This window comes from Streptomyces sp. AcH 505 (assembly GCF_000818175.1).
Lineage (GTDB): Bacteria > Actinomycetota > Actinomycetes > Streptomycetales > Streptomycetaceae > Streptomyces.
On record NZ_JTIY01000002.1, the window covers coordinates 541,346 to 552,679 of the forward strand.

The following is an 11,334-nucleotide window of genomic DNA, read 5'->3' on the forward strand; positions in this document are numbered from 1 at the left end:
GCACACCGACAGCCGCCGCACGTCCCGCCGGCGCAGCAGCCCCACGGCCGCCCGCAGCGAGACGCCCCCGGCGGCCGGGCGGTCAGGTGCCCCGTCGGTGCGTTTCGCCCCGGCGCGTGCACCGGGCACGAACAGCACCAGGACCACCACGCCGACCGCGGCGACACAGAAGCTGACCGTGAACACCGCGTCGTACCCGTCCACCGTGGCGCGCAGGATCACGAACGCCACCAGCGGTCCGAGCAGCGCGCCCGCCGTGTCCATCGCCCGGTGCACGCCGAACGCCCTGCCGCGTGACTCGGGCGCCGAAGCGAGCGAGATCATCGCGTCACGCGGCGCCGTACGCAGTCCCTTGCCGGTGCGGTCGGCGGCCAGCACCGCGCCGATCAGCGGGAGCGAACTCACCAGCAGGAGCAGGGGTTTGCAGATCGCCGAGAGTCCGTAGCCGAGGGCGGCGACGGACTTGTGGCGGCCGCCGCGGTCGGCGAGATGGCCGCCGACGAGCCGTACCAGCGCGCTGAAGCCGTTGTACACGCCGTCGAGCAGTCCGAAGCCGAGCGGTGAGAGACCGAGCCCGGTCACCAGGTAGAGCGGCAGGACGGCGGTGACCATCTCGGACGAGACGTCCGTGATGAGACTGACGGAGCCCAGGGCCAGCACCGTGGGCGCGACAGCGGCGCGCCGCCCGGACGGTCCCCGGGCGGGCGCCGTCGCGGGGGCGCCGCGACTGTCCGCTACGTACACGTCAGGAGGCCCAGATGCCCGTGATGTCCGTGGCGTTGGCGGCCTGCCCCGCGTGCGCCGTGCCGTACATGTCCTCGATGGTGCGCAGCACGTTGTAGTGGGTGTACTTCGTCGAGGACGACGAACCGGCCTTGGCCGGCTGCCCGTACAGCACGGTCGTGATCTTGTTGCCGGAGAGCGAGTTGTCCTCGTCGAAGGTGACGACGAGCAGGCTGTTGTGCGTCTTCGCCCACGTGGCGTAGGCGCCGAGGTTGTTCTTCAGCCAGGTGTCGCCGGTGGCGACCGAGCAGTCGTGCATGTCGCTGCAGAGGTTCGGCGTCACGAACGAGACCTGCGGCAGCTGGCCGAAGTCCGTCGGGAACTGCGCGAAGGTGCGCGCCGTCGACGTCGGGACGTTCTTGAAGCCGAACCACGGGTTGTGCTTGCGGGCGTACTTGCCGCTGTTGCAGGTCGTCGAACCGGCGCTGGGCAGCGTCTCGTTGTAGCTCGCCCAGGTCCTGCCCGCCGCCGCCAGCTCGGACGCGAGGTTCGGTGCTGAGGAGAAACCGGGCGTGTAGCAGCCGTCGTCCGTGATTCCCTGGGTCGAACCGGAGAACAGCGCGAAGTAGTTGGGCTGGCTGGGGTGCGTGATGGCGTACGAGGCGGTGAGGTTGGCGCCGCCCGACTTCAGCGAGTTGATGTACGGCGCGCTCGAACTGCCGATGATCTGGCTGTAGGCGTGGTTCTCCATGACCACCACGACCACATGGTCGGGGGTCGGCACACTGCCCGCGGCCTGGGCGCTCGAAGCGCCGCCGAGACCGGCCCAGAGCCCGGCGCAGGCGGCGGCGAAGCAGGCGAGCGAGGCGACGACGGTACGGGAGCGGCGGGGCGACGGCCATCGTACGGACAAGCCGGACACGGCTTACCTCCGGTTCGGGGGGACGGGGAGGTGCACCGCGAGTGTAGGGAAGCGGGACGGCGCCCGAAGCGCCGTCCAGATGAAGTACCGGAGAACGTCCGGTGGGCGCCGGGTTCCCCAACGCCCCCGGGTCGTAACGGCGTTGGGGATGCCCGGGTCAGCCGAGCGGAATGACGATCTCGTCCTCGACCGGCGGGTCCAGCTCCTGTTCGAGGTTGCCGGTGGCGGCGAAGCAGCGGATCCGCAGGGTCTGCGGTGTCACGTCGAGACGCAGGAAGCTCTTGAAGAAGGGCGGCGTGAACGTCACCGAGCCGGGCGAGAAGAGCTGGGCGTAGATCTTGCGTACCGGCAGCCGGAACCACGACCTGCGCCTGCGCTGCTTCGCCACCCCCAGCAGGGCGGCGACCAGACGGACGCGCAGGGTCACCCGGGCGTCGGTGCCGCGCGTGGCCCGGATGCCGAGCCGCTTCGAGATCACCGCCGTGGCCTGCTCGGAGGTCAGCTCGAAGAACCGCCGCAGATGGAACCGGCGGCCGTACACCCCGCTGTAGAACGCCAGGGAGTCACCGCGCAGCGGGTAGCAGCGGAACTCGTCCTCGGTGACCCCGCCGGTGGTGATGCGGGCGATGGTGTGCGTCGCGTGCATGAAGGCACCGCCGCCGCCGGACACCAGGTACTGGATGGTGCGCCCGTGCACGTCGACCGGGTAGTGCTGGTAGTTGTGGATGTCGCCGCCGATCGCCGCCACGTAGTGGCAGTCCGGATCGCGGACGATCTCGTCCACGGTGCCGCCGCCCTCGATCGCGCACGGCTCGTACTTGTTGTCGACGTAGATCGGCGATCCGGTGACCAGGATCTTCGGCCTCGGCCCCTGCGAGACCCGGCGCAGCCACTGCCCCTGCTCCGCGTCGATCGTGCCGAGCAGCCCGGTGTCGATGCCGATGATCCGCAGCGGTCCCGCGTCGATCGCCCAGTAGGGGCCCGGCTGTTCGGCCTGCTGGGCGGGGGCCGAGCGCAGCGCCCGCGCCTCGGCGAGACGCTGCTCGTCGGGTACCTCGGGCCGCCTCCACAGCAGTCCCCGCCACCACGCGCGCGACAGCTTCGCCGGCGGGGCGGCGGGCGGCAGGGCGGGCGCGTCGCAGAAGACGCGCATGAAGCCGGTGTTGCCGTCGTACCAGTCGTGGTTGCCGGGTATGGCGTAGATCGGCGCCTGGTAGCGCTGGTACGGCTGGAAGAACTTGGTGCCGTACTCGTTGGCGCTGCCGACCGGGTAGAGCACGTCGCTGGACAGGACGGTGAAGCGCGTTCCCTCGCTCGCCTTGAGGAAGCCCGGCACCACGGCGTACTGGGGAGCGTCGCCCTCGCCCGTGTCGCCGAAGAGCATGAAGGAGAACGAGTCGGGGTCGTCGCGTTCGATCATGAGGTCGGGCGGGACACCCCGGTCGAGCTGGCCCTTGACCCAGCGGCGCCGGTCCTCGCCCGTCGGATCCCCGAACAGGGAGGCGAGCGGCCCGTTGCGGGCCTTCCACAGCGTGCCCGGGTCGAACCAGGAGAGCTTCTTCGCGGTGGGCGGCAGCAGACTCTCGTAGCTGCCGGGCCGCTGGCCGTGCCAGCCGGCGCCGGCCGCCGAGTCGCGTGAAGAGGAAGGCATCGCCGCACCGTAGCAACTCGCAGGTGGGGCACGGAGCGTGGGTCCGCCGGACGCTTCCCTCGGCGCCCCCGGCGCACGCCCTCAGCGCACGCCGTGTGGCCGGAACTGGACGCTGATCCGGGGGCCCACGTCGCGCGTCGTCTTCGGGATCGCGTGCTCCCAGGTGCGCTGGCACGAGCCGCCCATCACGATCAGGTCGCCGTGGCCGAGCGGCACCCGCCGGCCGGGCGCCCCGCCGCCCGCCGGACGCAGGGCGAGGTCACGCGGCTCGCCGACGGAGAGGATCGCCACCATGGTGTCCTGCCGGGCACCGCGTCCCGTCCGGTCGCCGTGCCAGGCCACGCTGTCCCTGCCGTCCCGGTAGTAGCAGAGCCCCGCGGTGGCGAACGGCTCGCCCAGTTCGGCGGCGTAGTGCGCGGAGAGCGCGTCGCGGGCGGTCTCCAGCGCGGGATGCGGCAGGGGCGCGCCGTCCCGGTAGAAGCGGAGCAGCCGGGGTACGGCCACCTCGCGGTCGTACATCTGCCGGCGCTCGGCCTGCCAGGGCACGTCCGAGACCAGCCCGTCGAACAGCGCCGCGGCCCCGCTGACCCAGCCGGGCAGCAGATCGATCCAGGCCCCGTCGCCCAGCACCGTACGCCGGACGTCGTGCAGCGGGCCGACGCGTACCGCGTCGCCCTGGTCGAAGAGGGACCCCTGTAGATGAGTCGACATATCCCCCAGCATAACCACACACTCGAACAAGTGAGCTATACGGTGGCGCGCCTCGGACGCACGGCGGCGGCCGGGCCCCGGAGGACCGCGACCGCCGCGTGCGACACCCTCGGGAGTGGTCAGCCCTCGGTCCAGCCGTGGCCCTTGCCGAACTGGAGCAGGCCGCGGCGGATCCGCAGGATCTGGTCACCGGTGAGCGACGGCTCCGACGACAGCAGGGTCTCGGTCACCTCGTGCAGGAACTCCTCCGCGCTGAGCAGGTCGCACATCGAGTCGTCGCCGGCCGGCTGCCGGGCGACGGACACCGCGGGCAGCTCCGCCCCCTCGGGCAGCCGCACCCGGGAGGCCTTGAGCCCGCGGTCGCCCTCCTCGATCTCGAACTCCACCACAAGGCCGGGGCGCAGGGCGGACTCGGGGATCAGGAGATCGTTGACGTGCAGGAAGACGTCCTCCCCGCTGTGATCCGCACTGTGGTCCGGCGCGATGAACCCGTAACCCCGCGCCCCGTCGAAGCGCACCACGCGACCAGTGACCATGCCACACCCCCGTCAACACCGGGCCCCTTGCCCGGACGAAACCAGGTACAGAGCATGGCACACGCCCGATACTGGACACACCGTGTGTACCGGCTCCGTACCAGCAGCCAAGGAGATCGCCCCATGACACTTCGGACGTACTCGCTGAGCATCGAAGCGCCGGCCTCCCGTGTCTGGGCGGTGGTGAGCGATCTCGCGAGCTGGCCCGACCTCACACCGTCGATCAACTCTCTTGTCGCCGTGGGGGATTGGGGCATCATCCCCGGGAACAAGTTCCTGATCGACCAGCCGAAGCTGCGCAGGGCGGTGTGGACCGTGACCGATGTGCGCCCCGGCCGCTTCTTCGCCTGGGAGTCCGGCGGCGCCGGCCTCCGCACCCGGGGCACCCACGAGGTGACCGAGGGGCCCGGCGGTGCGGTGGTCATTCTGACGATCGAGCAGCGCGGTCTGCTCGGTCCGGTGGTCGGCGCCCTCGCGGGATCCTTGATGGAGCGTTACATCGAACTGGAGGCGGCCGGTTTCAAGGAGCGCAGCGAGCACCCGGTCGTTTCGTGAAGACGGTCTGACGTTTCCTCAGGTCAGGACGGTTGACGCGTCCGAGTGACGGCCAGTCAGGTGGATTTCCCCGCTGACCAGGGACGTTCCGCCTTTGGTCGGTCCTTTGGCAGATGGGCCGTTCCCTTGGCAGGGCGTGGGGTGTTGAGCATCATGAGCGCACAGCATGTATGTGACATGTACGCGACCCCACGCCGTCCCTGTCAGGAGTCCACATGGAGCCCGCACGCCAACACCCAGCCCGTCGGCGCCTGTTCACCGGAGCGGCCGCGCTCGCTGCGTCGGCCGCCCTCACCCCGCTCGCCGCTAGTGCCGCCGCCGCACCCCGTAACACCCCGCGCACGGCGGCAGGCTACCCCGCCACTCACTGGACCCCGGCCAGCACCTCGAACTACACGGCGGCCCAGCGCCCCACTGAGTACCCGATCGAGATGGTCGTGGTGCATGTGACACAAGAGACCTTCGCCGACACCGTCAGACTCTTCCAGGACCCCGCGCACGCGGCCGCCGCACACTACGTCGTCCGGTCGGCGGACGGCTACATCGCCCAGTGTGTACGGGAGCGCGACGTCGCCTGGCACGCGGGGAACTGGGACTACAACACCCGCAGCATCGGTATCGAGCACGAAGGCTGGATCGACGACGCCTCCTGGTTCACCGACAAGATGTACCAGCAGTCGGCGCTGCTGACCGCCGCCGTCTGTGACCGGTTCGCCATCCCCAGGGACCGCGCTCACATCATCGGCCATGTGGAGGTCCCCGGCGCCGACCACACCGACCCGGGCACCCTGTGGGACTGGACCCGCTACATGAAGCTCGTCAAGGCCGCTCCCTGACGGTGTCCTCGTGGGCCGGACGGCACCGTCCGGCCCGCGCGAGGCCGGGAAGCCCGCGGGTCAGGGCAGTCGGCGGGGCTCGACGCGCTCCTCGACGGCCCGGTCGCCGGCACGGCTGACGATGTACGCGCCCTTGCCCGGCGCCTCCGACACCGCCTCCACCAGTTCGGTGCCGCGGTAGACGAGACCCACCCCGTCGTCGGTGCAGTGGGTGAGCGGCAGTGTCCCGTCGGCGACGAGCCGGTGCACCAGCGGGCGGCGTCCTTCGTCGCTGTCGTAGTGGACGCCGTTGCCGTAGGGCAGAAAGCCGAGCGCGTCGGTGACCGGGCGCAGCTCGGGGCCGAAGGAGTCGGTCGTACCGCCCTGGAACCAGCAGATGGACCCCGCGCTGACGCCGGTCAGTACGACACCGGCCTGCCAGGCGGTCCGCAGGATCGTGTCGAGTCCGTGGACCCGCCACACGGCCAGCAGGTTGGCCACCGAGCCGCCCATGACCCAGACGACGTCCTGGTCCAGCACGGTCGCCTCGATGTCCTCGATGTTCGGCATCGGGAACAGCTGCAACGGTGTGAGGTCGAAGCCGGCCACCCGCGCCGCCTCGCCGATACGCGCGGCGAAGTGCTCGTCGTCACCGATCGCCGTACCGACGTACATGACCCGCGGCCGGCGGCCGTGGACCCCGGACAGCTCGACGGCGTGATGGGCGAGGGCGTCGAAGGCGACGCGCGTACGGTCACCGAGGCGCAGACCGCCCGAGGTGGCGACGATCGTCGGCTCCGGTGCGCTCACGCGTCACCACCGGCCGTGCCGGGGGCGGCGGGGGCAGCCGCCGTCAGCGGCTTCGCGTAGCAGCGGCTCAGCGGTTCGTGCCGGTACTCGCCGAACTTGGCGCACGGCGTGTAGCCGCTCGACTCGTAGAGCGCGATGGCCTCGGGCTGCTTGGTGCCGGTCTCCAGCACCATCCGGGTACGTCCCGCGGCGGCGGCGTCCGCCTCCAGGGCGGCCAGCAGGCGCCGGGCAAGACCGAGGCCGCGGGCCTCCGGCGTGACATACATGCGCTTGATCTCCGCGTCGCCGTCCGAGTACCCCGCGCCGTTGCGCTCCTGGGCCCGCCAGCCGCCGGTCGCCAGCGCGGTGCCGTTCTCGTCGTACGCGATCAGGTACAGCCCGCCCGGCGGCGTGAACATGTCGGGATCGAGCAGCGTCACATCGCCGCCGTCCCCGTAGCGCTCGGCGTATTCGAGCTGTACGCGGTCGTTGAGCTTGACGGCGTCGGGGTGGCCGAAGGAGACGGCGCGTATTTCCATGGACTCTTCGCACTTCTCTGCGTGACGGGGCGGGCGGGCTACGCGATCATTGTGCCCGCGACTCCACGGCAACCGGCGCGCGGCCCGGGAAATTCCGTGCTCCTACGGCGCCGGCGCGTCCCCCTGCGGCGCGGGCGCTTCGTCGCCGAAGAGGCGGCGCGAGGTCGCGCGGTGGCTTGCGCGTACGTGGGCGAGCGCGCTCGCGCGGGCCAGGTCCGCGTCGCCGGAGGCGATGGCCGCGTACAACTCACCGTGTTCGGCCAGCAGTTGCGGCCATTCCTCGTTCTGCCGGGTGAGCAGGCGCAGCCGCCCGTCGACCGGTTCCAGGACGGACACGATCAGGCTGTTGCCCGCCATGGCCAGCACCTGGTCGTGGAAGCGGGTGTTGATGTCGGTGATCCGCTCGGCGTCGCCGGTGCGGGTCGCCGCCGTGGCGTCGTCGAGCAGCCCGGCCAGCCGGCCGAGCCCCGCGCGGTCGGCGCGGGTGGCGGCGAGCCCAGCGGCGTACACCTCCAGGGCCTCGCGCAGCTCGAACAGCTCGGCCACGTCCCCGGGGGTGAGCCGGCGCACCACGGCGCGGCGCGGCGTCTCGAAGAGGACGAAGCCCTCGGCGACCAGGGCGCGCACGGCCTCGCGCACCGGGACCCTGGACACCCCGAAGCGGTCGGCGAGTTCGCGCTCGACGAGCCGGTCGCCCGGCCGCAGGCGGCCGCCGATGATGTCGTTCCGCAGCCCGGCGAGTACGCGCTCGCGCACGGCGCCCAGGGGTTCGGCGGTGGTCATGGGACCAATGATCCACGAAGCACGGACCGTTTAACGGAGCCGTAACCGCCGGGACACGGCCGGTGGCACTCGGCGGCGGGACCATGACGGCGGGTTTGGTATACCAAACCCGCCCGTCCCCGTTCCCTCATCGGGAGGCTCCGTGTCCCTCGCAGACCCCGCAGAAGCCACCGGCATCAGCCCGTTCGTCCCCGACCCCCGGCTCACCAACGCCGACCTGGCCCCGGCCGGCAGCCGGAAGTGGAAGGTGTTCGACCTCTTCGCGATGTGGATGTCGGACGTCCACAACCTCGGCAATTACACCTTCGCCGCCGGACTGCTGGTCCTCGGCATGAACGCCTGGCAGATCTTCACCGCGCTGCTCGTCGGCTTCGTGATCATCTACGCCGGCATGAATCTGATGGGCCGCGTCGGCCAGCGGCACGGCGTCCCCTTCCCGGTGGTCAGCCGGATCAGCTTCGGCGTCTGGGGCGCCAACATCCCCGCGCTGATCCGCGCCGTCATCGCCATCATGTGGTACGGAATCCAGACCTATCTGGCGTCCGTCGCCGTCAACGTGATGCTGCTCGCCGCCGCGCCAGGACTGGTCTCCTGGACGCACCACTCCTTCCTCGGGCTCGACGCGCTCGGCTGGGCCTCCTTCCTCACCCTCTGGGTCCTCCAGGCGCTGATCATCGGGCAGGGCATGGAATCGGTCCGCAAGTTCCAGGACTTCTGCGGCCCCGCGATCTGGCTCGTGATGATCGCCCTCGCCGTATGGGTCCTCGCCAAGGCCGGCTGGAGCATCTCCCTGACCTCCACCCCGCACCCCGTCCCGAGGGGGGAGCAGTTCCGGCAGTGGTTCGGCGCGATAGGGCTGATCCTCGCGACCTACGGCACGCTGATGCTCAACTTCTGCGACTTCTCCCGCTTCGCGCCCGACCAGCGCACGGTGCGCCGGGGCAACTTCTGGGGCCTGCCGATCAACTCGACGGCGTTCGTCATCGTCTCCGTCGTCGTCACCGCGGGATCCATCGAGGTCTTCGGCGAGGCCATCACCGACCCCGCGCTGCTCGTCGCCAAGGTCGGCAACACCTGGGTGCTGGTCCTCGGCGCGCTGACCTTCGCCATCGCCACGATGGGGGTCAACATCGTCGCGAACTTCGTGTCACCCGCCTACGACCTGGCCAACGTCTGGCCGCAGAAGATCACCTTCAAGATCGGCGGAATGATCAGCACTGTCGCGGCGCTACTGGTCACCCCGTGGAACCTCTACTCCAACCCGAACGTCGTCAACTACTTCCTCGGCGGCCTCGGCGCCTTCCTCGGCCCGCTGTTCGGGGTGATCATGGTCGACTACTACTGGGTGAAGCGCGGACGCGTCGACGTCGACGCGCTCTTCGACGGGCGGCCCGGCTCGCGCTACTACTACCGCAGGGGCGTCAACCCCAGGGCGCTGTGGGCGTTCCTGCCGTCCGCCGCCGTCGCCGCCGTACTCGCGCTCGTGCCGTACTTCGGCGACGTCGCGCCGTACTCCTGGTTCATCGGTACGGCGGCCGCTGCCGCGCTCTACGCGGCGCTGGGCAGAGCCGAACGCGCGCAAGCCCTTCCCACGGCACTCGCGGAGGTCTGAACGGCGTGCGGATCGTCGTCACCAACTGCAACACGACCCGGTCGATGACCGAGGAGATCGTGCGCGGTGCCCGGGCGGTCGCGAGCCCGGGCACCACGATCACCGGGCTGACGCCCGCCTGGGGACCCGAGTCCGCCGAGGGCTGGCTGGACAGCTATCTCTCGGCGGCCGCGGTCCTCGACACCCTCCGCCGTTACGAGGGGCCGTACGACGCCGTCGTCATGGCCGGGTTCGGCGAGCACGGCAGGGAGGGCGCCCGCGAACTGCTCGACGTACCCGTGGTCGACATCACGGAAGCCGCGGCCCATCTGGCCTGCCTGCTGGGGCGCAGGTACGGCGTCGTCACCACGCTGGACCGCTCACGCGGCCAGATCGAGGACAGCCTGCACACAGCGGGGCTCGCGGCCCACTGCGCCGCCGTCGAGGGCACCGGCCTCGGTGTCCTCGACCTCGGCGACGAGCGGCGCACCACGGAGGCGTTCCTGGCGGCGGCGCAACGGGCCGTCGCGGCGGGCGCCGAAGTGCTGGTCCTCGGCTGCGCAGGGATGACAGGACTGCGGACCGCGCTGGCGCGGCGGCTGGCCATGCCCGTCGTGGACGGGGTCGCCGCTGCCGTCCGCCTCGCGGAGTCGCTCGTCGCCCTGGAGCTGAACACGAGCCGTACCGGGGGTTACGCCAGGCCACTGCCCAAGCGGCGAACCTGGCCGACCGGTGCGACGGCAGGATGAGGTCGCGAACACGGGGCACAAGAGAGCAATGACCGCTCGCCCGTACCCGCGCACCCGTATGTCAGGGGGTCCCTCCCATGCACGTTGACGACGACGGACCACGGGGGCGGGCGGGGACGACGGCGCCCCGCCTGCTCGCCGGCCGCTACCGGATGCTCAGCAGGCTCGGCCGCGGCGGAATGGGCGAGGTCTGGCGGGCGGTCGACGAGGTCCTGGGACGGCCCGTCGCCGTCAAACTGCTGCTGAACCGGCAGGCCGACGAAGCGGCCGTCGCCCGCTTCCACCTGGAGGCCCAGACGGCGGCGCGGCTGAGCGACCCGCATGTGGTCGCCGTGTACGACACCGGCACGGACGCGGACCGCCAGTACCTGGTCACGGAGCTGCTGGAGGGGCGGAGCCTCGCCGACGAGATCTCCGAACACGGACCGCTGCCCTCCTGGCGCACCGCCAGGATCGGCGGCCAGGTCGCCGAAGGGCTCGCCGCCGCACACCGGCAGGGAGTCGTGCACCGCGACGTCAAACCGGGCAATCTGCTGCTGAACTCCGACGACACCGTGAAGATAGGCGACTTCGGCATAGCCCGCTTCGCCGACGAGTCGTCGGCCGGACTCACCACCACCGGCCAGATCATCGGCACCAGCGCCTACCTCTCACCGGAACGCGCCCTCGGCCGCCCGGCAGGACCGCCCGCCGACATGTACGCGCTCGGCTGTGTCCTGTACGAACTCCTCTCCGGGCACACCCCGTTCCAGGCGGACACGCCGACGGCCATGGTCTACCAGCACGTCGACGTGGCCCCCGACCCGCCGGGGCGCTACCACTCCGACCTGCCCGAGGCGTTCGACGAGTTCGTGCTGCGGCTGCTGGCCAAGGACAGCGAGGAGCGCCCGACCGCCCGGCAGGCCGCCGGGTTCCTGGCCGCCCCCGACCGCTGGGCCGCCCGGCGCCCCGCCCACCGCGCGACCCGGGC

General features: G+C 71.1%; 13 protein-coding genes. 5 read left to right on the forward strand and 8 right to left on the reverse strand.

What is annotated here, in order from left to right:
• The 5 genes from HY68_RS32555 to HY68_RS32575 all read right to left on the reverse strand — a co-directional run.
• Positions 1-744, reverse strand: a 744-nt coding sequence (locus HY68_RS32555) for an MFS transporter (protein ID WP_157874536.1), incomplete at its 3' end; no start/stop codon positions are given.
• Between the two features lies 1 nt (position 745).
• Complete coding sequence (locus tag HY68_RS32560; protein WP_041998605.1) at positions 746-1,645, reverse strand: alkaline phosphatase family protein; 900 nt, start codon at positions 1,643-1,645, stop codon at positions 746-748.
• A 157-nt stretch (positions 1,646-1,802) separates the two neighbouring features.
• Complete coding sequence (locus HY68_RS32565) at positions 1,803-3,296, reverse strand: metallophosphoesterase (RefSeq protein ID WP_041998608.1); 1,494 nt, start codon at positions 3,294-3,296, stop codon at positions 1,803-1,805.
• A gap of 81 nt (positions 3,297-3,377) precedes the next feature.
• Complete coding sequence (locus HY68_RS32570) at positions 3,378-4,007, reverse strand: alpha-ketoglutarate-dependent dioxygenase AlkB (protein WP_041998611.1); 630 nt, start codon at positions 4,005-4,007, stop codon at positions 3,378-3,380.
• Between the two features lie 119 nt (positions 4,008-4,126).
• On the reverse strand, positions 4,127-4,543 hold the full coding sequence (locus tag HY68_RS32575; RefSeq protein WP_041998614.1) for a cold shock domain-containing protein: 417 nt from the start codon (positions 4,541-4,543) through the stop codon (positions 4,127-4,129).
• Between the two features lie 123 nt (positions 4,544-4,666).
• Between HY68_RS32575 and HY68_RS32580 the strand changes: the two genes are divergently transcribed.
• The gene (locus HY68_RS32580; RefSeq protein WP_041998617.1) at positions 4,667-5,098 is read left to right on the forward strand and encodes an SRPBCC family protein; all 432 of its coding nucleotides are present in this window, start codon (positions 4,667-4,669) and stop codon (positions 5,096-5,098) included.
• Positions 5,099-5,313: 215 nt separating this feature from the next.
• On the forward strand, positions 5,314-5,934 hold the full coding sequence (locus HY68_RS32585; protein ID WP_041998619.1) for an N-acetylmuramoyl-L-alanine amidase: 621 nt from the start codon (positions 5,314-5,316) through the stop codon (positions 5,932-5,934).
• Positions 5,935-5,994: 60 nt separating this feature from the next.
• Here HY68_RS32585 and HY68_RS32590 read toward each other — a convergent pair whose 3' ends face one another.
• From HY68_RS32590 to HY68_RS32600, 3 genes are all read right to left on the reverse strand, one after another.
• Positions 5,995-6,723: a peptidase E gene (locus HY68_RS32590; RefSeq protein WP_041998623.1), complete on the reverse strand. Its 729-nt coding sequence runs from the start codon at positions 6,721-6,723 to the stop codon at positions 5,995-5,997.
• A complete protein-coding gene (locus tag HY68_RS32595) occupies positions 6,720-7,241 on the reverse strand; it encodes a GNAT family N-acetyltransferase (protein ID WP_041998625.1) in 522 nt (173 codons plus the stop codon). The genes HY68_RS32590 and HY68_RS32595 overlap by 4 nt, the downstream gene beginning before the upstream one ends.
• A gap of 102 nt (positions 7,242-7,343) precedes the next feature.
• Positions 7,344-8,024: a GntR family transcriptional regulator gene (locus HY68_RS32600; protein ID WP_041998627.1), complete on the reverse strand. Its 681-nt coding sequence runs from the start codon at positions 8,022-8,024 to the stop codon at positions 7,344-7,346.
• Between the two features lie 142 nt (positions 8,025-8,166).
• Between HY68_RS32600 and HY68_RS32605 the strand changes: the two genes are divergently transcribed.
• From HY68_RS32605 to HY68_RS32615, 3 genes are all read left to right on the forward strand, one after another.
• Positions 8,167-9,636: an NCS1 family nucleobase:cation symporter-1 gene (locus HY68_RS32605; protein ID WP_041998629.1), complete on the forward strand. Its 1,470-nt coding sequence runs from the start codon at positions 8,167-8,169 to the stop codon at positions 9,634-9,636.
• Between the two features lie 5 nt (positions 9,637-9,641).
• Positions 9,642-10,364, forward strand: coding sequence for an aspartate/glutamate racemase family protein (locus HY68_RS32610; RefSeq protein WP_041998632.1), 723 nt, complete (start codon positions 9,642-9,644; stop codon positions 10,362-10,364).
• A gap of 77 nt (positions 10,365-10,441) precedes the next feature.
• A partial coding sequence (locus tag HY68_RS32615; protein ID WP_157874537.1) for a serine/threonine-protein kinase occupies positions 10,442-11,334 on the forward strand: 893 nt, incomplete at its 3' end.